Origin of the sequence: Devosia sp. CN2-171 (assembly GCF_049354815.1) — a bacterium.
GTDB lineage: Bacteria > Pseudomonadota > Alphaproteobacteria > Rhizobiales > Devosiaceae > Devosia_A.
In genome coordinates, this window is record NZ_CP186479.1 from 202,388 (window position 1) to 224,489 (window position 22,102).

The 22,102-nt window shown below is 65.4% G+C and carries 25 protein-coding genes; 15 read left to right on the forward strand and 10 right to left on the reverse strand.

Annotation, left to right across the window (positions count from 1 at the left end; genetic code table 11):
- Positions 1–37 precede the first annotated feature (37 nt).
- The 3 genes from ACOYW5_RS01000 to ACOYW5_RS01010 all read left to right on the forward strand — a co-directional run bounded on the left by ACOYW5_RS01000 (position 38) and on the right by ACOYW5_RS01010 (position 3,489).
- Positions 38–1,654 carry a pentapeptide repeat-containing protein gene (locus tag ACOYW5_RS01000; RefSeq protein WP_423067409.1) on the forward strand — a complete coding sequence of 539 codons (1,617 nt, stop codon included), beginning with the start codon at positions 38–40 and terminating at the stop codon, positions 1,652–1,654.
- Positions 1,651–2,328, forward strand: coding sequence for a DUF2461 domain-containing protein (locus ACOYW5_RS01005; RefSeq protein WP_423067410.1), 678 nt, complete (start codon positions 1,651–1,653; stop codon positions 2,326–2,328). Before ACOYW5_RS01000 ends, ACOYW5_RS01005 begins: the two co-directional genes overlap by 4 nt.
- 147 nt (positions 2,329–2,475) lie before the next feature.
- Positions 2,476–3,489 carry a methyl-accepting chemotaxis protein gene (locus ACOYW5_RS01010; protein WP_423067411.1) on the forward strand — a complete coding sequence of 338 codons (1,014 nt, stop codon included), beginning with the start codon at positions 2,476–2,478 and terminating at the stop codon, positions 3,487–3,489.
- Here the strand turns inward: ACOYW5_RS01010 and ACOYW5_RS01015 are convergent.
- Positions 3,486–4,391, reverse strand: a complete 906-nt coding sequence (locus ACOYW5_RS01015) for a TolB family protein (RefSeq protein WP_423067412.1) — start codon at positions 4,389–4,391, stop codon at positions 3,486–3,488. The genes ACOYW5_RS01010 and ACOYW5_RS01015 overlap by 4 nt on opposite strands.
- A gap of 83 nt (positions 4,392–4,474) precedes the next feature.
- Positions 4,475–4,777: a hypothetical protein gene (locus ACOYW5_RS01020; protein ID WP_423067413.1), complete on the reverse strand. Its 303-nt coding sequence runs from the start codon at positions 4,775–4,777 to the stop codon at positions 4,475–4,477.
- A 184-nt stretch (positions 4,778–4,961) separates the two neighbouring features.
- On the opposite strand from ACOYW5_RS01020, the gene ettA reads away from it, so the two are divergent.
- Positions 4,962–6,617, forward strand: a complete 1,656-nt coding sequence (gene ettA / locus ACOYW5_RS01025; RefSeq protein WP_423067414.1) for an energy-dependent translational throttle protein EttA — start codon at positions 4,962–4,964, stop codon at positions 6,615–6,617.
- On the opposite strand, the gene ACOYW5_RS01030 is transcribed toward ettA, so the two are convergent.
- Entirely contained in the window at positions 6,584–6,817 is a 234-nt protein-coding gene (locus ACOYW5_RS01030) for a hypothetical protein (protein WP_423067415.1), read from the reverse strand. The two genes, ettA and ACOYW5_RS01030, sit on opposite strands and share 34 nt — an antisense overlap.
- Positions 6,801–7,292, reverse strand: coding sequence for a MarR family winged helix-turn-helix transcriptional regulator (locus ACOYW5_RS01035; RefSeq protein WP_423067416.1), 492 nt, complete (start codon positions 7,290–7,292; stop codon positions 6,801–6,803). Before ACOYW5_RS01035 ends, ACOYW5_RS01030 begins: the two co-directional genes overlap by 17 nt.
- A gap of 169 nt (positions 7,293–7,461) precedes the next feature.
- Here ACOYW5_RS01035 and ACOYW5_RS01040 point away from each other — a divergent pair, with 169 nt between their 5' ends.
- Positions 7,462–8,172 carry an alpha/beta fold hydrolase gene (locus ACOYW5_RS01040; RefSeq protein ID WP_423067417.1) on the forward strand — a complete coding sequence of 237 codons (711 nt, stop codon included), beginning with the start codon at positions 7,462–7,464 and terminating at the stop codon, positions 8,170–8,172.
- A gap of 228 nt (positions 8,173–8,400) precedes the next feature.
- Positions 8,401–9,165 (forward strand): trans-aconitate 2-methyltransferase, encoded by a 765-nt coding sequence (gene tam, locus ACOYW5_RS01045; protein ID WP_423067418.1) that lies wholly within the window; start codon positions 8,401–8,403, stop codon positions 9,163–9,165.
- On the opposite strand, the gene ACOYW5_RS01050 is transcribed toward tam, so the two are convergent.
- Positions 9,166–9,570 carry a VOC family protein gene (locus tag ACOYW5_RS01050; RefSeq protein ID WP_423067419.1) on the reverse strand — a complete coding sequence of 135 codons (405 nt, stop codon included), beginning with the start codon at positions 9,568–9,570 and terminating at the stop codon, positions 9,166–9,168.
- A 134-nt stretch (positions 9,571–9,704) separates the two neighbouring features.
- Here ACOYW5_RS01050 and ACOYW5_RS01055 point away from each other — a divergent pair, with 134 nt between their 5' ends.
- Positions 9,705–10,559: an alpha/beta fold hydrolase gene (locus ACOYW5_RS01055; RefSeq protein ID WP_423067420.1), complete on the forward strand. Its 855-nt coding sequence runs from the start codon at positions 9,705–9,707 to the stop codon at positions 10,557–10,559.
- Here ACOYW5_RS01055 and ftrA read toward each other — a convergent pair.
- Entirely contained in the window at positions 10,556–11,521 is a 966-nt protein-coding gene (ftrA, locus tag ACOYW5_RS01060; RefSeq protein WP_423067421.1) for a transcriptional regulator FtrA, read from the reverse strand. The two genes, ACOYW5_RS01055 and ftrA, sit on opposite strands and share 4 nt — an antisense overlap.
- 95 nt (positions 11,522–11,616) lie before the next feature.
- Here ftrA and ACOYW5_RS01065 point away from each other — a divergent pair, with 95 nt between their 5' ends.
- Positions 11,617–12,048 (forward strand): rhodanese-like domain-containing protein, encoded by a 432-nt coding sequence (locus tag ACOYW5_RS01065; protein WP_423067422.1) that lies wholly within the window; start codon positions 11,617–11,619, stop codon positions 12,046–12,048.
- On the opposite strand, the gene ACOYW5_RS01070 is transcribed toward ACOYW5_RS01065, so the two are convergent.
- Positions 12,049–12,501, reverse strand: a complete 453-nt coding sequence (locus ACOYW5_RS01070) for a host attachment protein (RefSeq protein ID WP_423067423.1) — start codon at positions 12,499–12,501, stop codon at positions 12,049–12,051. It abuts the gene before it with no gap.
- Between the two features lie 167 nt (positions 12,502–12,668).
- On the opposite strand from ACOYW5_RS01070, the gene rarD reads away from it, so the two are divergent.
- Together rarD and ACOYW5_RS01080 are read left to right on the forward strand one after the other, a co-directional pair.
- Positions 12,669–13,577 (forward strand): EamA family transporter RarD, encoded by a 909-nt coding sequence (rarD, locus tag ACOYW5_RS01075; RefSeq protein ID WP_423067424.1) that lies wholly within the window; start codon positions 12,669–12,671, stop codon positions 13,575–13,577.
- Positions 13,574–14,161: an MOSC domain-containing protein gene (locus ACOYW5_RS01080; RefSeq protein WP_423067425.1), complete on the forward strand. Its 588-nt coding sequence runs from the start codon at positions 13,574–13,576 to the stop codon at positions 14,159–14,161. The genes rarD and ACOYW5_RS01080 overlap by 4 nt, the downstream gene beginning before the upstream one ends.
- Here ACOYW5_RS01080 and ACOYW5_RS01085 read toward each other — a convergent pair.
- Positions 14,143–15,027: a hydrogen peroxide-inducible genes activator gene (locus ACOYW5_RS01085; protein ID WP_423067426.1), complete on the reverse strand. Its 885-nt coding sequence runs from the start codon at positions 15,025–15,027 to the stop codon at positions 14,143–14,145. The genes ACOYW5_RS01080 and ACOYW5_RS01085 overlap by 19 nt on opposite strands.
- A gap of 115 nt (positions 15,028–15,142) precedes the next feature.
- Between ACOYW5_RS01085 and katG the strand changes: the two genes are divergently transcribed.
- The 3 genes from katG to ACOYW5_RS01100 all read left to right on the forward strand — a co-directional run bounded on the left by katG (position 15,143) and on the right by ACOYW5_RS01100 (position 19,213).
- A complete protein-coding gene (gene katG, locus ACOYW5_RS01090; RefSeq protein WP_423067427.1) occupies positions 15,143–17,329 on the forward strand; it encodes a catalase/peroxidase HPI in 2,187 nt (728 codons plus the stop codon).
- A gap of 314 nt (positions 17,330–17,643) precedes the next feature.
- Complete coding sequence (locus ACOYW5_RS01095) at positions 17,644–18,774, forward strand: DUF2336 domain-containing protein (protein WP_423067428.1); 1,131 nt, start codon at positions 17,644–17,646, stop codon at positions 18,772–18,774.
- 82 nt (positions 18,775–18,856) lie between these two features.
- On the forward strand, positions 18,857–19,213 hold the full coding sequence (locus tag ACOYW5_RS01100) for a hypothetical protein (protein WP_423067429.1): 357 nt from the start codon (positions 18,857–18,859) through the stop codon (positions 19,211–19,213).
- Positions 19,214–19,257: 44 nt separating this feature from the next.
- On the opposite strand, the gene ACOYW5_RS01105 is transcribed toward ACOYW5_RS01100, so the two are convergent.
- Both ACOYW5_RS01105 and ACOYW5_RS01110 read right to left on the reverse strand, forming a co-directional pair.
- Positions 19,258–19,731, reverse strand: a complete 474-nt coding sequence (locus tag ACOYW5_RS01105) for an SRPBCC family protein (protein ID WP_423067430.1) — start codon at positions 19,729–19,731, stop codon at positions 19,258–19,260.
- Positions 19,728–20,069: an ArsR/SmtB family transcription factor gene (locus tag ACOYW5_RS01110; protein WP_423067431.1), complete on the reverse strand. Its 342-nt coding sequence runs from the start codon at positions 20,067–20,069 to the stop codon at positions 19,728–19,730. The genes ACOYW5_RS01105 and ACOYW5_RS01110 overlap by 4 nt, the downstream gene beginning before the upstream one ends.
- A 117-nt stretch (positions 20,070–20,186) precedes the next feature.
- Between ACOYW5_RS01110 and ACOYW5_RS01115 the strand changes: the two genes are divergently transcribed.
- Positions 20,187–21,149, forward strand: coding sequence for an ArsR/SmtB family transcription factor (locus ACOYW5_RS01115; protein WP_423067432.1), 963 nt, complete (start codon positions 20,187–20,189; stop codon positions 21,147–21,149).
- Positions 21,146–22,045 (forward strand): methylenetetrahydrofolate reductase [NAD(P)H], encoded by a 900-nt coding sequence (gene metF / locus ACOYW5_RS01120; protein ID WP_423067433.1) that lies wholly within the window; start codon positions 21,146–21,148, stop codon positions 22,043–22,045. The genes ACOYW5_RS01115 and metF overlap by 4 nt, the downstream gene beginning before the upstream one ends.
- The last annotated feature ends 57 nt before the right edge of the window (positions 22,046–22,102 follow it).

Consider the following 22,102-nt stretch of genomic DNA (forward strand, 5'->3'; position numbering starts at 1 on the left):
GCGGCGGTAAGATAGGGCAGGGCGTTCGGGGGCAGGCGTGACTGAAGCGGGGGACAGCAAGCCGGCCAAGCCGGATGGCGGCGCGATCGGTCCGGTCGGGCTTTCGATCATCGTCTTCTTCCTCGGCGTGGTCGTCGGCATTCCGGTGGCCAACTTCGGCGCCGACGTGCTGGTGCGTTACGCGGGCGAGGTCTTCGCCATCCTGTTCGCAGTGTTCCTGGTTGCGGTGCTGATTGCCGCCCTTATCGCTTTGTTCCGAAAACAGATTTGGTCGGCAATCTTCAAGCGTGCCGAGTTCGAGGTAGATCGGTTCGCGCGTCCACTGGCGGACGTGGCGCAGTTTGCAGCCGAGCAGAAGGTGCAGGAAGCGACGGGCGCCGCGCGCGACCTCGCCGAGCTGGTACTGGCGCGATACGCGTGGGTCTCCACCCGCCGCTGGCTGATGGCCACCATCACGGCGCTGATCGCGGCCATTGCGGCGCTGGCCGGTTCGGCCCTGTTGTTCCAGCAGAACCAGCTGCTGCGAACCCAGATCGGGCTGATGGGCGACCAGAACAGCCGCATCGAGGAGCAGAACCGCTTCATTCAGAGTCAGATCGAACTGGGCGAAGCGCAACGATCGACGTCGATCGTGCCGGAGATTCTCGAGATTGGCTCGCTGCTGGCCCAGGAAGTGCAGCAATTCCAGGCGGGTGCGGCGCCGTCCATCGCCAGCCTCAGCCCCGGGCTCAGGGCGCGGATCATCGCGGCAACCACGGCGGCGCGACCGTATCGGTACCTCCGCAACCCGCTCACCGATCTCGATGAGCAACTGCTGATGTCGTCGGGCCTGCTGCGCCGCACCGACCTTGCGGCCTCGGCGACGATCCGGCAGCAACTCGACGCCGTGAGCGGCAATGTGCAGTTTGCCGGCGCGCAGAGCGGCGTCATGTCGGACCGGCCGCTTTCGCCGGAGCGGGGGCAGATTCTGGCTCTGCTGATCTACAACGGCCTCACCGATTTCTCGGAATTGAACGGCGCCGATTTCAGCTTCGCCGAGGTGCGCGCCGCGAGTATGGGCAGCAGTCTGCGCTTCCGTTTCGCCTCGCTGCGGTTCTCCAATTTCGACCGACAGCTTCTCGTCGGAGCCGAGTTCGACGGGGCACATCTGGAACATGCGCGGTTCCGCAACGCGAACATCAACTACACTCGGTTCGGCGTCGGCGAGTTGCCATCGATCAGCGGCGGTGAGGGCCTGAAGCAGGGGGCGCAGCTGTCGGGAGCCGACTTTTCGGGCGCCATTCTCAAGCATGTCGCCTTCGACGGCAGCCGGGGCTTCGGCATCAACTTCGATGGCGGTATCGTGCATCAGGTGACGTTCGGCGGCACGTCGATGGCAGGCAGCACATTCCGCGGTACTATCGTCGGCGTGGCGGATTTCACCGGCGCCGACCTCAAGAGCGTCGATCTCGATGGCGCAATCGTCTTCGATGCGGCGTTCCTCGACACGGTTGCCGCCCAGGCTGCCCCGGAGAGTTTCGTTCGGGACCGCTTCGAGATCGCCGCGATCACGCCCGACGAGTTCGCACGGCATCCGCTCTGGTCCGATGCTTGGCTGGATGGCCTAGAGGCGAAGCAGGCCTATCGGATTACGCGCGTGGGAGCATTCGAATGAACCCCTTTCCCAAGGAGACCTTCGCGTTTCTCAACGGCATCGCCGCGCATAACGAGAAGGCCTGGTTCGATGCCAACCGGCCGCTCTATGAGGCCGGCTTCGTCGAGCCGGCCAAGGCGTTTGTCGCCGAACTCGGCCCGCGGCTAAGGCAGATTTCGCCGACGGTGCAGTTCGAGCCCAAGATCAATGGTTCGCTGTCGCGCATCAATCGCGACATCCGGTTCTCGAAGGACAAGCGGCCCTACAAGGAGCATCTTGACCTCTGGTTCTGGCACGGCGAGCGGCGCAGCTGGGATATGCCGGGCTTCTGGTTCAGCCTCACGCCGCAGCGGGTGATGCTGGGCATCGGCATGTACCGGTTCGACAAGGACATGCTCGAGAGCTTCCGCCAGTCGGTGATCCATCCGCGCTCTGGAAAGGCGCTGCTCGCCGCCGTTGCCGAGATGAAGGCCAAGGGCGACTACTGGGTCGGCGAGAAGACGCGCAAGCGCATGCCGCGTGGCTATGAGACCGACCCCGATCGGGCCGAGTATCTGCTCTACGAGGGCCTGACAGCGGGGATCGAGCTGCCGGTCGACATTGCGACGCAGCCGGACTTCGTCGATCGGTGCGTCGAGCACTACGCCAACACCTGGCCGGTCATGCGCTGGCTCATCGCCGAAGTGGCGAACTAGCAAAGCTGCCATGCACTGGGCGCATCCACTTAGTGCGATTGATTTACCTTTTGGACCAACGGCTTGTGCCTATCCTGCTGCCGGGACTGCAGCAGGAATTTACTTAAAGTGTTTTTGGCTCAAAGGGGCGCGGACGCGCCGGATGGCGTGCGCGCCGTAATCGAACAAATCAATGCCGACCTCGAGCGGTACGGTGTCAAGAACCGGCAGGTGGCGACGCAGACCAAGCTCCTGGCCCTCAACGCCGTGATCGAAGCGGCGCGAGCCGGTGAAGCGGGGCGCAGCTTCTCGGTCGTGGCGCACGAGGTGCAGCGGCTGGCCGAGCAGCAGGCCGCCACGGCCGAGAGCTTCACCCGCGACGTGCAGGTCCGGATCGGTGAGAGCCGAAGCCTCGTCGGTACGCTGGAAGGGGCGCGGCTGATCGATCTCGCCGACTCGCTGGTGCAGCTGATCGTGCGCAGCCTCTACGAGCGCACGGCCGACGTGCGCTGGTGGGCGACCGACGCCGCGCTGTGGCAGGCGCTGACCTCGCCGTCACCGGAGGCCGCCGCCTTTGCCTCGGAGCGGCTGGCGGTGATCCATCGCTACTATACCGTTTATTCCGATCTGGTGCTGGTCGATAAGGCGGGCCGGGCGGTGGCCAATGCTAACCCAGGCTTCCGCTCCAAGGTGATGGGGCTCGACTACGAGACGGCAGTCTGGTTCCGCGATGCGCTGGCGACGAGGAGCGGCGACGAGTATGTCGTGGACGAAGTGCGGCAGAGTCGTTCCCAGTCCGGCCGGCAGGTGCTGATCTATGGCACGGCGGTGCGGGCCGGCGGGCTTGCCGATGGCAAGGTGCTGGGGGCGCTCGGCGTCTATTTCGATTGGGAGAAGCAGGGCGCGACGATCGTTTCGGACGAGATCGCGCTGAGCCCGGCGGAGCGGGCGCGCACCACAGTGCTGCTCGTCGACGGCAAGGGGCGGGTCATCGCAACGACCAACCGGGCGCTGCTGTTCCTGCCGTTCACGCTCTCGGCAGACGGGGCACGCGGCAGCTATGTCGATGCCAGTGGCGCCATGGTCGCCTATGCCAGGACGCACGGCTTCCAAGAATATGATGGCATGGGCTGGACCGGCGTGATCATCCAGCAGCCGACTGCCGGCGGGCAGTGGTCCTAGGGCTGACGGACCGGGTAGGCCACATAGGCGAAGCGGCGGCTGTCTGGGGCCCATGAGTTGACATTGATGGTGCCCTGGCCACCGAAGAAGCGGACGATGTCGCGTTGGCCGGTTCCGTCGGGCCGCATGAAGCGGAGGATCACATCTTTGTCCGGCGGGTGGCCCAACGTGCCCTCGGGAAAGCTGAGATAGACCACGGACGCGCCGTCCGGCGACACGTGCGGGAACCAGTTCACTCGCGTGTCGGAGGTGAGCTGCTCGATGCCGGTGCCATCGGGGCGCATGCGGAAGCACTGGGCCTGCCCGGGCTGCGTCGCGGCGCGTTCCGAGTTGAAATAGATCCAGGCGCCGTCGGGCGAGTATTCGGGGCCGTCGTTCGGATAGGTGACGTCCGAGAGACGCGTATCCGCGCCACCTGCGGCGGGGATGGTGAACATGTTGATCCGGCGCCCGGCGCCCCTGTCCTCGATGGCGACGTAGCTGAGCGTCGTGCCATCGGGCGAGATGCCGTGCAGGTAGTAGTGGTGCGGGTGGGGATGCGTGTTCGAGACGCGGCGCGGCGTACCGCCATCGACCGGCAGGGCGTAGAGGTGTCCGTCATCCGAGCTGACATAGATCGTGCGGCCGTCGGGCGACAGAACGTGGTCGTTGTTGAGGTCTCGCAGATGGCCAAAGTCGATTCTGGTCGGGTCACCGGCGCCATCGGCGGCGATGCGCCAGAGCTCGCCGCCGGCGTTGAAGATCAGCGCCTCGCCGTCCGGGGTCCAATTCGGTGCCTCGATGACCTCGTCGGCAACGAAGATCACCATGGTCTTGCCGTCGAGATCGGCGATCGTGAGTTCCGACACCTGGCCCGGCTGCAGGCCGCGGCCACGACGTGCGAAATCGGGCGTGCCCGGCATTGGATGCTCCATGTTGAGCGAGTGCAGTCCGGCGTGCACCGCGACCTTTCGGCAGCGCGGCGTGGAAGCTCAGTCGGGCAGGATTAGTTGGCGGTGTTGGTCGGCAGGGTGAAGCTGGAATCGGCCTCGACGCCGAGCAGCAGGAAGTCGTTGAGCATCCAGTTATAGCCGGCGCTCACGCCGAGCTGGGGCGTGAGTTCGCCGTCGAGCGGGTACTCCGCCACGGGGACCTCGGGCAGTTCCGTCGTTGCGTCGCCTCCTACGGCGATGCCGCCAAGGCTGAGGCCCAGATAGGCGCCGGTCCAGTCGTAGGTCGGCTCCACTGCTGCGGCAGGCGCCAGCATGAGCAGCGAAATCGAGGCAGCGGCGGCAAGCGTCTTCAACATTGGCTGGTCCCTGAGCAAGGCAAATCAGTCGCAGGTCTATCGATACTCTACACGATCCGTACTGTTTGGCGAATTCGTGTCGAAACCTCCAGGTCGGAGGTGGGCAGGGGCGGGTTGCCCGAATGCGCCGCTTCCCCTACATACGGGCACCAATTCCAGCAGACCCAGCAGGACCGTACGCTTCATGGCGCGCCAATTCATCTATCACATGCACGGCATGTCGAAGGCTTATTCCAACGGCAAGAAGGTGCTCGATAACGTCCACCTGAGCTTCTATCCCGATGCCAAAATCGGCGTGCTGGGTCCGAACGGCTCGGGTAAATCGACACTGCTGCGCATCATGGCGGGGATCGACACCGAGTTCACCGGCGAGGCCTGGGCTTCCGAAGGCGCCAAGATCGGCTATCTGCCGCAGGAGCCGCAGCTCGACGAGGCCCTCGACGTCAAGGGCAACGTCATGACCGGCGTCAAGGAGAAGAAGGACATCATCGATCGCTACAACGAGCTGATGATGAACTATTCCGACGAGACCGCCGACGAGGCGACCAAGCTGCAGGATATCATCGATAGCCAGAACCTCTGGGATCTCGACAGCCAGGTCGAGGTGGCCATGGAGGCGCTCGGCTGCCCGCCGGGAGACGCCTCGGTCGACAAGCTCTCCGGCGGCGAGAAGCGCCGCGTGGCGCTGTGCGCGCTGCTGCTGAGCAAGCCCGACCTGATCCTCCTCGACGAGCCGACCAACCATCTCGATGCCGAGACCACGGCCTGGCTCGAAAACCACCTGCGCGAGTTCGAGGGCGCGGTGCTGATCATCACCCACGACCGCTACTTCCTCGACAATGTCACGGGCTGGATCCTCGAGCTCGATCGCGGCCGCGGCATTCCCTACGAGGGCAATTACTCGGCCTATCTCGGCGCCAAGGCCAAGCGCTTCGCGCAGGAGCAGTCGGAAGATGCCGCGCGCGCCAAAGTGCTGGAGCGCGAGCGCGAGTGGATGGGGCAGTCGCCGCAGGCGCGCATGGCCAAGTCCAAGGCGCGTATCCGGGCCTATGACGAACTGGTCAAGGTCAACGAGGCGCGTACGCTCTCCAACACCGCGCAGATCATCATCCCGCCGGGCGAGCGGCTGGGCCAGAACGTCATCGACCTCGAAGGCGTCACCAAGTCCTACGGCGACCGCGTGCTGATCGACAACCTCACGCTGAAGCTGCCGCCGGGCGGCATCGTCGGCGTCATCGGCCCGAACGGCGTCGGCAAGACCACGCTGTTCCGGATGATCACCGGGCAGGAGAAGCCGGACTCGGGCAAGATCACCATCGCCGACAACGTCAACCTCGGCTATGTCGACCAGAGCCGCGACACACTCGCGGCCAACAAGACCGTGTGGGAGGAAATCTCGGGCGGCAACGACATCCTGATGCTGGGCAAGCGCGAAATGAACTCGCGCGCCTATACCTCGGCGTTCAACTTCAAGGGCTCCGACCAGCAGCAGAAGGTGGGCAACCTTTCAGGCGGCCAGCGTAACCGCGTGCACCTCGCCAAGATGCTGAAATCCGGCGCCAACGTCCTGCTCCTCGACGAGCCGACCAACGATCTCGACACGGAAACCCTCGCCGCTCTCGAAGAGGCGCTGGAGGAATTCGCCGGCTGCGCCGTGATCATCAGCCACGACCGCATGTTCCTCGACCGCCTCGCCACACACATGCTGGCCTACGAGGGGGATTCGCACTTCGAGTGGTTCGAGGGCAATTTCCAGGACTACGAGCAGGACAAGATCCGGCGGCTTGGCGCGGACAGCGTGAACAATCACCGGGTGACGTATAAGAAGCTGACGCGGTAGGCGATCACTTCCGAAGTGACCACTGGCTCTTGAGCTTCCACGCGTCGATTGATGCGGCAGGCACGCACCATGGCTTCGGAGTGTGAACAGTCGATGCTTCCGCCGGTCACCGGCACAGCGACCCGCGGACGCCGGCTGACTTCCACACCTGCTATCTCGTCGCGCACCCCCTTCACGCGCTGTTCATGGTTGTTGCCCATTGCCTTTCGGCTCGGCGCCGCTGTCCCAGCTGCCGAGATGGCCATAGATGGCGTCGCGTAGGCGCTTCACGTCGCGGTTGAGCGTAGCTAGCGCCTGCGGCGACTCGTCGGACGCATCGAGCAAGGCGTTGTTGAGACAGCCCGTATCGGGGCGGATTTCGTGGCCTCTCGCCGTCAGCGCGATGACGACCTGACGTTCGTTGCGGGGATTGCGGGTGCGGCTGACGAGGCGAGCCTCCTCGAGGCGCTTCAGCAGCGGTGTCAGCGTGCTCGATTCGAGCGTGAGCCGGCGAGCGAGGCTGCCCACGGTCTGCCCGTCCTCGGCCCATAGCGCGTTCAGCACCAGGTATTGCGGGTAGGTCAGCCCGAGCCCGTCGAGCAGGGGCTTGTAGAGGCGCTGGATCGCCATGCCCGCCGAATACACCGCAAAGCATAGCTGATCATCGAGCGGGACGGGGTTCTCGGCATCGGCCATTGTCGGTCTCCCTTGGTTCGGTTCACTCCCATATAACGAACCTGATCGCAAAAATAAATATCGCGATAAGTTTCGTGTTGACAGACAACGCCTCCGTCCCTAAATAGACATTTATCGCGATAACGATTCATGCGATAAAAATGCAAACCGTAACTGGAGGACCATCGAAATGACCGACCTGACCAACACCAACCAGCCCGCCCGCAACATTGTGCTCGTTCACGGAGCCTTCGTCGATGGTTCCGGCTGGCGCGGCGTCTATGACGATCTATCCTCCCGCGGCTATCGCGTCAGCATCGTGCAGAACCCGTTGACTTCCCTCGCGGACGATGTCGCCGCCACCAAGCGCGTGCTTGATCGGCAGGTTGGCCCAACCGTCCTCGTCGGCCACTCCTGGGGTGGCTCGGCGATCACCGAAGCGGGCGTCGATCCCAAGGTCACCAGCCTCGTTTATGTCGCCGCCCTGGCGCCCGATGCTGGCGAGGACACGTCGTCGCTCTATGTCGGCTTCACCACGCCGCCCGAGTTCGTCATCGACCCGCAGGCCGACGGCTTCGGCTTCCTGTCGCTGGAACAGTTCAAGGCGGGCTTTGCCGCTGACCTGAGCGACGCCGATGCCGCGTTCCTTCGCGACTCGCAGGTGCCGATCGATCTGTCGGCGTTCGCGACGAAGCTCACCCACGCGGCCTGGCGGACCAAGCCCAGTTGGGCCGTGATCGGCACTGAGGACAAGGCCTTCGACCAGAAGATGGTCCTTCACATGGCCGAGCGGATCGGCGCCGACATCACCGAGGTCGCCGCGAGCCACGCGCTCTATGCGAGCCAGCCCAAGGTCGTCGCCGACGTCATCGACCGGGCCGCGCGCGGCGTCCGCAAGTAGCTAGCATTGGGCGGCATGTAAGCAAGGGGCAGGACGTGGCGTTCTGCCCCTTGCATGCAGGCTAGGCCCAACTGCCCATGCTATGCCCCGACTTTCGCGATGAGTCTCCGGAGTTATGGCAGGAGGCTGGCACGGCCTAACACTACTGCCAGCTTCACCCACACCGACCGATAGACTCCCAGGAGCCGGCTCCGCTATCGAGAGACACCACTATTCCCGAGGCACGCGATGGCAGACTGGTCCCCGTCCACCTACCTGAAATTCGAGGACGAGCGGACCCGCCCGTCGCACGACCTGTTGGCGCGGGTGCCGCTCACGGCGCCCAGGCGGGTGGTCGATATGGGCTGCGGCCCGGGCAATTCCACCGAGCTGCTGGTCGAGCGCTATCCGGAGGCCGAGGTGATTGGGCTCGACAACTCGCCCAACATGCTGGCCGAGGCGCGGAAGCGCCTGCCGGGCGTGAGCTTCGCCGAAGCGGATGCCGGGACGTGGGTGCCGGACGCGGACACGCAACTGGTCTTCGCCAACGCGATCTACCAATGGGTGCCCGACCATCTTGCGGTGTTTCCGCGCATCGTCGCGGCATTGCCGGAGGGCGGGGTGCTGGCGGTGCAGATGCCCGACAACATGGCCGAGCCCTCGCATGTGCTGATGCGCAAGGTGGCGGCCGACGGCCCGTGGGCCGAGCGGCTCCGGGATGCGGCGCGGCAGCCGCTGCCGCCGGTGCGCATCTACTACGACGCGCTGCGGCCGGTGGCCCGCCACATCGATATCTGGCACGTGGTCTACAATCACGTGCTCGCCGGGCCCGAGGCGATCGTCGAGTGGGTGAAGGGCACCGGGCTGCGGCCGTTCATCGACCCGCTCGAGGCGGCAGAGCGCGAGGCATTCCTCGCGCGCTATCTCGAGCTGATCGCCGAGGCCTATCCAAGCACGGTTGACGGCAACGTGCTGCTGCGCTTCCCGCGTCTGTTCATCATCGCGGCGCGATAGTCAGACAGCGGCGGCGTTGACCTCGACGACATTGCGGTCGGGATCGAGGACGTAGAGCTGGGCAAAGCCCGCGGCGCCGGTGCGTTTCATCATGATGCGTCGGGGGTCGTCGTTGGGCGCGGTTTGGCTGAAGCCGTGCGCCTCGAGTTTGGCGACGACGGCGTCGAAGTCATCGGTGCGGAAGGCGAAGTGGATGTCGTTGTTGTCGATGTCACCGTTCCGGAACGTGGCGTCTGCGTGCTCGACGAGGTGGACCTGGCGATCGCCACACGCGAGCCATGCGCCACCGATCGGAAAGTTCGGTCGTGGCAGGGGCTGCAGCTCGAAGATATCGCGGTAAAAGGCGAGCGACCGATCGATATTGGTGATCGGGATAGAGACGTGATGCAACATTAGTGACGGCATTACTTCCTCCATTTGAATGCGTTACTTTAGCCGCCCGCGACGACGCCCGATAGCGTGCGGCAGCGCTCGGTCTGGTCTCCGCCGCGCCGTGGTGCTAAGTGCCGCACTTTGACGTTTCGCGAAGCGCGTGAGCCATGTCCTCTCCCTTTGAAATCCCGTTCGATGGTGCCGTGATCCGTGGCGAGGCCGATGGCTTCGGCTATCCGGTGGTGTTCCTCCATTCCGGCGTGACCGACCGCCGGATGTGGAGCGAGCAGATGCAGATGCTGGCCTCAGAGGGCTATCACGTCATCAGCTACGACCGCCGCGGCTATGGCGAGACGGTGACCGAGGACGTGCCGTTCAATCACCTGATCGATCTCGAGGCGGTGCTCGACCGGCTGAGCATCCACGCGGCGATCTTCATCGGCTCGTCGATGGGCGGCGGGCTCGCCATCGATTTCGCGCTGGAGCATCCTGAGCGCACGATTGCGCTGGTGCTGATGGGCACGGCCGTGACCGGCGCCGAGGGTTATGAGGTCGACGAGGAAGTCGAGCAGCTCGAGGAGGCGTTCGAATACGCCAAGCAGCGCGGCAATATCGGCACGGCCAATCGCATCCAGGCGCATGAGTGGCTCGATGGCCCCTATGGCGAGGCGGGGCGGGTCACCGGAAATGCGCGCGAGCTGTTCCTCGCCATGAACGAGATCCACCTCAACCATCCGCCGCTCAAGCACGAAGATCTGCCGGAGCCGGCATTCGACAACGTCCACACCATCATCGCGCCGACGCTGCTGGTGGTGGGTGAGCTCGATTGCTCCGACATCATCGCCATCCACGAGGACCTCAGCGAGGAGATCGAGAATTCCTTCGCCGTGGTGATGGAAGAGACGGCGCATTTCCCCAATCTCGAACGTCCGGACCTGTTCAACCCGATCCTCGGGGAGTTCCTCGAGGCGGTGACGGGGCAGGCGGATGATGACGACGAGGACGAGGAGCAGGACGTCTAGGCGGCTTTGCCGAACGACCGCCGGAATATCGTCGGGCTGACACCGGTGCGCGCCCGGAAGTGATGGCGCAGAGTTTCCTGGGTGCGAAAGCCCGTAGTCGTGGCAATGGCGTCGAGGTCCAGCTCCGTGGTCTCGAGCAGTTCCTTGCAGCGCTCGACGCGTTCGGCGATCAGCCAGTGGAGCGGGCTGAGGCCGGTGCCGTCGTTGAAGTGCCGGATCAAGGTTCGCTCGGAAAGCCTTGCCAGATCGGCCATGCGGGCGATTGACCAATCCTCATCGAGCCGGGCGCGCAGCGTGTCAAGCAGCGGCCCGATGCGGCCGCGACGCTCGCGCGGCACTGGTCGCGCTACGTATTGGGCCTGCCCGCCCTCGCGGTGAGCCGGAAGGACAAGGCGACGGGCCACGGTGTTGGCGACCTGGGCGCCGAAATCCTGGCGAACGATGTGGAGGCAGAGATCGATGCCGGCGGCGGAGCCGGCCGCGGTCAGGAGGCTCCCGTCTTCCACATAGAGGATGTCCGGCTCGACGGTGATATCGGGGTAGTCCGTCCTCAGGGTCTCGGCGTAGCGCCAGTGCGTGGTGGCGCGACGGCCTGAGAGCAGGCCTGCGCCAGCCGGGACGAACACGCCGGAGCAAAGCGTCGCGATGCGGGCGCCGCGGGCATGGGTGGCGCGCAGGGCATCGACAAGCGGTGCGGGCACCGGCTGTTTGGCGCCGCGCCAGCCGGGGACGACGATCAGGCCGGCATGTTCGAGGCGGCTGAGGTCGTGGGTCGCTTCCACTGTGATACCGCCGGTCGAGCGATAAGGACCGGGCTCGATGCCGACGATTTCGTAGCTGTACCAGTCGAGGTCCGCGAATTCCGGACGCGGCAGGCCGAAGATTTCGACGGCGATGCCGAACTCGAACATGCAGAGCTGATCGTAGGCGAGGATGGCGACGTGGCGGTTCGGCGTGCTCATGATGGCGAGATATTACCGCATATTGGCAATCCCGCCACTCCCGCATCCCGCCATTTGCCGGCAAGTTCCCGCCATCCGAACCGATGGAGGGCCAGATGGCCAGCAATGTCTCGATGGTTGAAGCCGCGCCGTCCGCTGAAGCGATGGCGCATTTTGCCCGCCGGCTGTCGTTCGAAACCGACTGCTGGGACGTCCATGATGCCCTGAGCCGCGATGCCCAGGATTTCGTGCTGCTCGATGTGCGCAGCCCAACGCTCTACGCCGCTGGCCACGTGCCGGGCGCGATCAACCTGCCGCATGGCAAGATCACCGAGCGGCGAATGGCGGAGTGGCCGGAGGGGACACTGTTCGTTACCTATTGCGCGGGGCCCCACTGCAACGGCGCCAACAAGGGTGCGCTGCGGCTCGCGCAGCTCGGGCGGCCGGTCAAGGAGATGATCGGCGGCGTAACTGGTTGGCTCGACGAGGGATTCTCGCTCGCCGCGGGAGAGGCGGTAGGCAGCCTCGTGCCCGCGGCGGCTGAATAGTCAGACCGGCAGCAGCCCGGCGAAGTGGCTCTCGAGCTGCGGCGTCGGGATGTTGGTCAGGTCCTTGGGCAGTTCGGCGAGGATGGTGTCCTTAAGGCCTTTGCTGAACGCCGGGCGCAGGTCACCGAGCGCCGTCGGCGCGGCGGCGACGATCAGGCGGGTGAAGGCGTGCTGCTGCAGCTTGCGGTCCAGTTCCTCGGCGACGTTCTCGACGAAGCGGCGCTCGCGCACCGCCACCGGGTCCGACGAGTATTCCATGGCGCTTCGCCCATTGGCGCTGCCAGACGAGAAGCTGCGCCCCGGCCGGTCAGCCATGATCTCGCTGGCCTTGAGCGGGGTCTGCTCGAACATCAGGTCGTCGACGACCCTCAGTCCCTTGCCGGGTCCCAAGTGCTCGAAAACCTTGGCTGTTGCTCCGTCGGCGATCAGGATCCAGGTCACCTTGGCTTTCATGGCACTCTCCATCTGGGTTACGTGAAGGCTAATGCCTGACGTGGCGATTGGTTTGATCACGATCAAGAAGATCACTGGCACGGATCACAAACTCTCATTTGTGTGCGGGCCGGCGTGGCTGCTAAAAGCGCCGGTGCCTGGGCCGCATGGGCCCCGAAAGATTTCCCTTGGCCTCGATCACCACTGCCGAGCAGCGCCGGACCGACAGCGGCCTCGTTGCAGGACTTGCTGCCTATCTGCTCTGGGGCTTCCTGCCGCTGCTGTTCAACCTGATGCGTCATGTCGGGGCGACGACGCTGGTGGCCGACCGCACGCTCTGGTCGCTGCTGCTTGTCGGCGTGATCATGATCGTTGGCGGGCGCACGGCAGAGGTTCGAGCGATCCTCCGCGACTGGAAGGCCGTGAGGTCCATGGCCGTGGCGGCGTTCGTGCTCGCCGGCAACTGGCTGATCTATGTCTACGCGGTCGAGACCAACCAGGTGCTCGAGGCGAGCTTCGGCTATTTCATAAACCCGCTGGTGAATGTGGCGATGGGTGTGGCGCTCCTCGGCGAGCGGCTCAATCGCTGGCAGACCGTGGCGGTGGCGATCGCCGTGGTCGCCATCGGCATCCAGGCTGTCGGACTTGGCGGCGTGCCCTATATCGCGCTCAGCCTGGCGCTGACCTTCGCGCTTTATGGCTATATCCGGAAGACGGCCAAGGCGTCGTCGATAACCGGCCTGTTCGTGGAGACGCTGGTTCTGTCGCCGGTAGCGCTCGCTTACCTGCTGATCACCTTTGCCATCGACGGCAATTTCGGCGTGCATGCCGACCCCTATACGCTGTTCCTGCTGATGCTCACCGGGCCGGCAACGGCGCTGCCGTTGCTGCTGTTCGCGTTCGCGGTGCAGCGGTTGCGGCTGACGACTATCGGGATGCTGCAGTACCTCGCGCCATCGATCCAGTTCGTGCTGGCGATCATGCTGTTCGGCGAGCATCTCAATGGTGTGCGGCTTGCCAGCTTCGCGCTTATCTGGCTCTCGCTGATCGTCTACACCACGGACTCCGTAGTGCGGCGCAGGAGAGTTGAGGCATGAGCGACGAAACACCAGCCCTGACGCTCACTGGTCGCGTCGAGGGTGTGTTTGTCGTCGAGAGCGATGCGGTGGAATCGACACCGCGCGCTGAACTGCAGCTGACCTACGCCGGTATCGTCGGCGACCGGCACGAGGGGCTGGTGCGGCCGAGCGGAGCGCGGGAGCCATGGTATCCGCGCGGCACGAAAATGCGCAACGAGCGGCAGCTGTCGATCCTGTCGGTCGAGGAACTGGCCGAGGTCGCTGCCACGCTGAGCCTGCCTCAACTGCCCGCCGAGTGGATCGGGGGCAATCTTGCGATCTCGGGTATCCCGCATTTCAGCCGGCTGCCGCCGCGCACCATGCTGATGTTCCCGAGCGGTGCAACGATCCGCATCGACGGCGACAACGGGCCGTGCCGGAAGTCGGGCGGTTCCATCGTCGCGCATCACCCTGACCGCAAGGACGTCGAATTCGCCTTCGTCAAGGCGGCGATGAACAAACGCGGGCTCGTCGGCTGGGTCGAGCGCGAAGGCGCCATCCGGCCGGGCGACGAGGTGAAGATCCGCACGTGGCGGCAGCTCGCCTATCCGATCGAGGGCTGAGCCGGCCGTGCTCGCCTGATCGTCTCGGCAATCTCCTTGAACGTGGGGGCGAAGGGCGTCGCCTCGCGCCAGACCAGCGATAGCCGGCGATGGGCGCCGGGCGACTGCAGTTGGTGGATGCGGATGCGCTCGGTCGCCTCCTTGCGTAGCGCGATCTCGGGCAGGAGCGTGATGCCCTGGCCGTTGGCGACGAACTCGACGATCGTCGACAGCGAGGTCGCCGCGAAGGTCCGCCCTGCCGCTTCCTGGTCGAGGCCGCACGCCGCGATGGCCTGGTCGCGGAAGCAATGACCTTCATCGAGTAGCAGGATGCGGCTGCCATCGAGGCCGTTGAGCGGCACCGGGTCGCGCGTTTCGTCGTCGCGGCCGGTGGCGAGCACGAACGCATCGTCGAACAGCGGAGTGCCAGTGAGGCGCGGGCCACCGGGCTTGGGATCGCTGGCGATGAGGGCGAGGTCGAGGCCGCCATCGCCAAGCGCTTCGATCAGCGCGTCGGTGCGGCTTTCGGAGACGATGAAGCTGAGGGCTGGGTGCTCGCGCTGCAGCGCCGGGAAGACGTGCGGCAGCAGGTAGGGCGCGACGGTGGGGATTACGCCCAGCCGCAGCGGCCGGGCAGGGTGGCCGCGCGTTCCCGCGAGGAACAGTTCCAGCGAATCGGTACGCTCGAGGATGGGCCGCACCCGGTCGACGAACTCGCGGCCGAGCGGGGTCGGCCGGACGGACTTGCCCAGCCGATCGAACAGGGCCGCCCCGCACAGCTCCTCGAGCTGCCGGATTTGTTGGCTGAGGCCTGGCTGGGTGACGTGGCAGCGCTCGGCGGCGCGGCCGAAATGCCCTGTTTCCGCCAGCGCGACGGCGTACTGCATCTGTCGTAGCGATATCATAATCCTGACTTATCACACCGAGTAGTGCAATCAATTGGCCTTATGCGAACGCATGGGTCAGAACCCCAGGATCAATCCCAGACTACGGAGAACGACTATGGACGCAGCGACCGAAGGTGGCGCCGACAAATGCCCGGTTCCGCATGGCAAGGCAGGCCGCGCGAATCGTGACTGGTGGCCGAACCAGCTGGACCTCTCGGTGCTGCACCAGCACACCGCGCTGTCGAACCCGCTGGGGCCGATCTTCAACTATGCCGATGAGTTCAAAAAACTCGACTACGAAGGGTTGAAGGCGGATCTGCGCGCGTTGATGACCGACTCGCAGGACTGGTGGCCGGCCGATTTTGGGCATTATGGCCCGCTGTTCATCCGTATGGCCTGGCACAGCGCCGGCACCTACCGTATCGCGGATGGCCGCGGCGGTGGCGGCGAGGGGCAGCAGCGCTTCGCGCCGCTCAACAGCTGGCCCGACAACGTCAATCTCGACAAGGCCCGGCGCCTGCTGTGGCCGATCAAGCAGAAGTACGGCAGCCGGATTTCCTGGGCCGACCTGATGATCCTGACCGGCAACGTCGCTTTGGAGTCGATGGGCTTCAAGACCTTCGGCTTTGCCGGCGGCCGCGCCGACACCTGGGAGCCCGAGCTCGATATCTACTGGGGCAAGGAAGGCGAGTGGCTGGCCGAGGAGCGCTATAGCGGCGAGCGCGACCTCGAGAACCCGCTGGCCGCCGTGCAGATGGGCCTCATCTACGTGAACCCGGAAGGTCCGGCCGGCAATCCCGATCCGCTGGCTTCGGCGCGCGATATTCGCGACACCTTCGCTCGCATGGCGATGAACGACGAAGAAACCGTGGCGCTGATCGCCGGCGGCCACACCTTCGGCAAGACGCACGGCGCGGGCGATGCCTCGCTGGTCGGCCCGGAGCCGGAAGCGGCCGGTATCGAGGAGCAGGGTCTCGGCTGGGCCAGCAAGTTCGGCACCGGCAAGGGCGGCGACGCGATTGGCAGCGGGCTCGAAGTCACCTGGACCTCGACGCCCACCAAGTGGAGCAATAACTTCTTCTGGAACCTGTTCGGCTACGAGTGGGAACTGACCAAGAGCCCGGCAGGCGCGCATCAGTGGACGCCCAAGCACGGCATGGGGGCGAACTCGGTTCCCGATGCGCATGACGCTTCCAAGCGCCACGCGCCGTCGATGCTGACCTCCGACCTCGCCCTGCGTTTCGATCCGATCTACGAGCCGATCGCCCGGCGCTTCTACGAGAACCCGGATCAGTTCGCCGACGCCTTTGCCCGTGCCTGGTTCAAGCTGACCCACCGCGACATGGGTCCCAAGGTTCGCTACATTGGCCCGGAAGTTCCGGCCGAGGATCTGATCTGGCAGGATCCGATCCCGGCGCTCGATCATCCGGTGGTGGATGCGAGCGACATCGCGGTGCTCAAGGACAAGATCGCAGCGACCGGCCTGTCAGTTTCCGAGCTGGTCAGCACGGCCTGGTCTTCGGCCTCGACTTTCCGCGGTTCGGACATGCGCGGCGGCGCCAATGGCGCCCGCATCCGGCTTGCGCCGCAAAAGGATTGGGCGGTCAACCAGCCGGAGCAACTCGCCAAGGTGCTCGGCGCGCTCGAGGCCGTACAGGCCGAGTTCAACGGAGCCCAGACTGGCAATAAGCGGGTATCGCTGGCCGACCTGATAGTCCTGGCCGGCAGCGTCGGCATCGAGAAGGCGGCGCGCGATGCGGGGCTGCAACTCGAAGTGCCGTTCACGCCGGGCCGCAACGATGCGACCGAAGAGCAGACCGACGCGGCGTCGTTCGCGCCGCTGGAGCCGACGGCTGACGGCTTCCGCAACTACTGGCGCGGCCGCCAGCGCCTGACGCCCGAGGAGAACCTCGTCGATCGCGCGCAACTGCTGAAGCTGACGGCGCCGGAACTGACGGTGCTGGTCGGCGGCCTGCGCGTGCTGAAGGCGGGCAACCCCGAGCATGGCGTCTTCACCACCCGCCCCGAGACGCTGACGAATGACTTCTTCGTCAATCTGCTCGACATGGGCACCAAGTGGCGCCCGGCCTCCGAGGACCACAGTGTCTACCAGGGTGTCGACCGGACGACGGGCGAGCCGCGCTGGACTGCCTCCCGCGTCGACCTGATCTTCGGGTCGCACTCGGTGCTGCGGGCCCTCGCCGAGGTCTACGGCCAGTCGGACGCGAGCGAGAAGTTCGCGCACGACTTCGTTGCGGCTTGGGTGAAGGTCATGAACGCGGATCGGTTCGACCTCGCCTGATCGCTGAACTCTCAACCTGCGCCTTCTCCCCTTGTGGGAGAAGGTGCCCGACGGGCGGATGAGGGGTTCTCTCCGCCAACGCCGCCGCTCGTCGCTTCGCTACGGCCGCGCAACCTTCGGTTGCGCACCCCGCTTATCCGGCGCTTCGCGCCACCTTCTCCCACGAGGGGAGAAGGGAGGACGGAGAGGGTGGTTAGCAATAACCTCTCCGATTACCTGCAATTTGAATCAATTCCACCGCCTCGCCTTCAGCGCACGCACTGAACTCCCGGGTCAATCTGCCAGCAAGTCGGCAGAAGCCGGAGGGAAGTGACATGACTGAGATGGAAGAGGGCACGACGAAGGCCTTCTCGACGTTCAGGGTGCTGAACGGGGACTCCAACATCGTGGAACGCGAGCAGCTGTTCCGCAACATGGCCCAGCTCTACTCCTACGTTTCGGATCGCTGCGACGACGAGCAGGTCGCGCAGTACGACGAAGTGCTGTGCCAGCTGGCCGAACTGGTGGAAGCCGAGGCGCGGGCCCATGTGGCCAAGCTCCTTGCGCCGCTCGACCGGGCGCCCGGCAACGTGGTGGTCAGGCTCGCCAATGACGAGATCGAGGTAGCCCAGCCGCTGCTCGAATTCTCGAACGTACTGAGCGACGACGACCTCATCGAGATCATCGCCAAGCAATCCGAGGAACACCGCGTGGCCATCGCCGGCCGCCAGCAGGTGACCGATCGGGTTGGCGAGGCGATCGTCGAACACGGCGAAACCGCTTCGGTGGTTCGCCTGATCCGCAACACCAATGCCGAACTCGGCCAGGAGACGCTCGAGCGTATCGCCGGCCGCGCTGCACAGGATGCAGCTATCGCGGCAGATCTGCGTGGCCGTACCGACATCGACTGGAAGGCCATGAGCGCCGGGATCGATGCCGTCGGCGACAAGGTGCGCGAGACGATCGAACAGCTCGACCCGCGCGTCGATCCGGTTACCGTCGGCAAAGTGCAGGCGGTCGTCTACAACCGCATGCGCAACCGGGCCGGCTTTTCGAGCCAGGACTGGAAAGTCGCCTACAACCAGGTGAAGGCGCTCTCCGATCGCAAGCAGCTCGACGAGCGGGCGCTGATCCGCTTTGCCCGCTTCGGCTACGGCCACCACACCGCCGCGGCACTCACCATGCTGCTGCGCGTCGGCCCCGAAGTTTTCGTGAAGTGGCTCGCCATGCAGGATTATGTGGCAATCACCGTGGCGCTCCGTGCGCTCGGGATCCAGCCCGACCTGTTCGAGGCGATGATCGCTTCCATGCCCTGGCGCGACCTCCCGAGCCAGCCGGACCTGCAGAACGTGCGCAAGCGCTTCGAGGCCCTGAGCCGGGATGAGGCCGTGGGCATTTTCGAACTCTGGCGCACACACGCCTTCCGCCGCCGCCTGCCCAACGAGGACGTCGTCGGCGCCGCCTGAGTATCTGAAGTCTGTCTAACCCAACTCTCACGGCGGCCCGAATGGCCGCCGTTTTTCTGAAGCGCTCAATCCGGAGGACAGAATGTCGCTCGTTCCGCTTGTTGCCCTGATCGTGTTCCTGCTGCCGTTCCTTATCGCGCATGCCGTCCGCGCATCCCTCTCTGCGGCAACTGCCCGCCGGATCGGCCGGGTGTTCGATGCCACTTCTTGGGTGGCCGGCGCCGGCTGCGGTGCGCTCGGGCTCTACTGCCTCTACTCGATGAGCCACAGCCTCGCGCCGTGGAACCAGCTCGGGCTGCTGGGCCTGATGGGCTTCGTGATGCTCGGCTCGCTCGTCTGGACCTCGTTCCACCTCGGCTATCGCGTGCTGGTTCCGGCCAACCGGTTCACCCGCTTCGCCGGGATGACCGTGAATGTCCAGGGCTGGCCCAGCGTCTGACGCTGACAGATTGAATCAAGAAGGCGCGGCAGTGCCTTGATCGGCTAGTGAGCTTCGCGCTCCACAAGTTCGGCGAGCTGGCCTGCGACCGTGCCCCAGCCGTCGTAGAAGCCGAGTTCTTCGTGCATCGCCCTGTCGGCCGGAGTCTTGTGCATCACATAGGCCTGGTAGGCCGTACCCTCGGGGTGGTCGGCCAGCGTGATGATGGCGGTGATGAACGGAGTCTCGGCCGGCCGCCAGCCTGCCACCAGCGAGTTGGTCAAGACCAGCCGCGAGCCCTCATCGAGGGCGAGGTAACAGCCGTCGAAATGCGGGGCGAAGTCGCCGCCGTTCTCGCTGATGCGGGTCACCATCGCGCCGCCGGGCTTGAGGTCCATCCGAGCGACGCGGCAGAGGGCCGGGCGCGGCACCCACCATTGCTCGAAGCTCTTCGGCGTCGTCCAGGCGCTCCAGACGCGATCGCGCGGGGCGCGGATGACGCGGTCGATGGTCAGGTCGAGGTCTGGGTTGCGGGTCATTTCGCGTGGTCCTTGTCTGTATCTCGAAGAAAACTCTCGAGGCGGTCGGTGCGGCCCTCCCAGAGGCGCCGCTGTTCGTCGAGCCAGTCCTCGATCAGGCTCAGCCGGTCGCGGTCGATCTCGCAGGTGCGGACCCGGCCGTGCTTGCTGGTCCGGATCAGTCCGGCGTTCTCGAGCGTCGCGATGTGCTTCATGAATGAGGGCAGCGCCATATCGAACGGGCCCGCAAGCTCGCTGATGCTGGCCGGTCGCTGGCCAAGCCGGGCGATCACCGCGCGGCGGGTCGGATCGGCAAGCGCGAGGAAGACGCTATCGAGAGATGAGTGATACTGAGCCATGCGGCTAAGTATCGTGTGAGGATACTTAGTGCAAGAGATAAGTGTTCTGGCAACACAACGGACTGGACCTATCCGCCGCATCGGATATAAAGATATCTTTATATCTCGTGAGGCTCGATGAACGACACGGCTGACTTGGTGGGGGTGCTGCGCGCGGCGGGGGAAACGACCCGGCTGCGGCTCTTGGCATTGCTCGCCGATGGCGAGCAATCGGTCAAGGACCTCACCGAAATCCTCGGCCAGAGCCAACCGCGTGTGTCGCGCCACCTCAAGCTGCTCGCCGATGCCGGGCTGATCAACCGCAACGCCGAGGGGGCCTGGGCCTACTATGGCCTGGCGCCGGATGGTGCGGGCGGCGACCTGGCGCGCTGGCTGATCAGCCGTTGGTCGGCGGACGATCCGGATCGCCTGCGCGACCGGCAGCGGCTCGAATCCGTCCGCCTGCAGCAGGCCGAGCAGGCCGCCGCTTACTTCGCCAAGGTCGCCGACAGCTGGGACCTGCTGCGCTCGCTGCACGTGCCGGAAGAGGCGGTCGAAGCGGCCATCGTCGAGGCGATGCGGGGCAGGGTGGTCGACACGCTGATCGACCTCGGCACCGGTACCGGACGCATGCTCGAGCTGCTCGCCGGCCACTATCGCCGCGGTATTGGCATCGACGCCAGCCGCGAGATGATCGCCGTGGCCCGCGCCAAGCTGGCGCAGTGCGGCATCGGTCACGCACAGGTGCGGCTGGGTGACATCGTCGATCTCGACGCCAGTGCCGGCCGGGCCGATGTGATCGTCGTCCATCAGGTGCTGCATTATTTCGATGACCCCGGCCGCGTGCTGGCGCAGGCGCGGCGCGCGCTGAAGCCGGGCGGCGAGATGCTGATCGTCGACTTCGCGCCGCACACCCTCGAGTTCCTGCGCTCGCACCATGCCCACCGCCGCCTCGGCCTCAGCGAGGCGCAAATGGCGGGCTGGGCCCGCGCCGCCGGCCTTGCGGTCGCCGACCTCCGCAGCTTTCCACCGACCAATACCGCCGAGGGCCTCACGGTCTGCCTCTGGCGCCTTATCGACGAGACGGAAACATCCCTATGAGCACCGACTACACCGATCGCCCGAGCCGCCGCAGCCCGGACGCCCGGCCCGATTTCCGCGTCTCGTTCGAGTTCTTCCCGCCCAAGACTGACGTGATGGAAGAGCGGTTCTGGGACTCGATCCATAAGCTCGCCCCGCTGCACCCGCGTTTCGTCTCGGTGACCTATGGCGCCGGCGGTTCGACACGTGAGCGCACGCTGCGCATGGTCAAAGAGGTGAAGGCGCAGACCGGCGTCGATGCGGCGGCGCACCTTACCTGCGTCGGGGCGACCCGTGACGAGGTGGACGCGGTGGTGCGCGGCTATCAGGAGGCCGGCGTCTCGCGCATCGTCGCGCTGCGCGGCGATCCGGCCGAGGGCATCGGCAAGCCGTTCACGCCACATCCCGATGGCTACAGGAACGCCGCCGATCTCGTCGCCGGCATCCGCAAGATCGGCGATTTCGACATCTCGGTCGCGGCCTATCCGGAAAAGCACCCGCAGAGCCCCAGCTGGGATGCCGATATCGACAACCTGAAGCGCAAGCTCGATGCGGGGGCGACCCGGGCGATCACGCAGATGTTCTTCGATAACGACGACTACTTCCGCTTCGTCGACCGCGCCCGCGCTGCCGGCGTCACGGCGCCGATCGTCCCCGGCATCCAGCCGATTCACTCGTTCAAGCAGATTTCGGGCTTCGCCGCTCGCTGCGGCGCTTCGATCCCGGGCTGGGTGGCCGACCGGTTCGAGGGGCTCGAGGACGACCCCGAGACCCATGCGCTGGTTGCATCGGCGGTCTCCGCCGAACAGGTGTTGGAACTGGTCGACAACGGGATTACCGAGTTCCACTTCTATACGCTGAACCGGTCCAACCTGGTGCTGGCACTGGCGCGTCTGCTGGGATACCGGCCCGACTGAAGCTACGTGTTCAGCGTCCGTTCAGGTCACCTCTGGCAGGGTCGAGCATAGGGACGA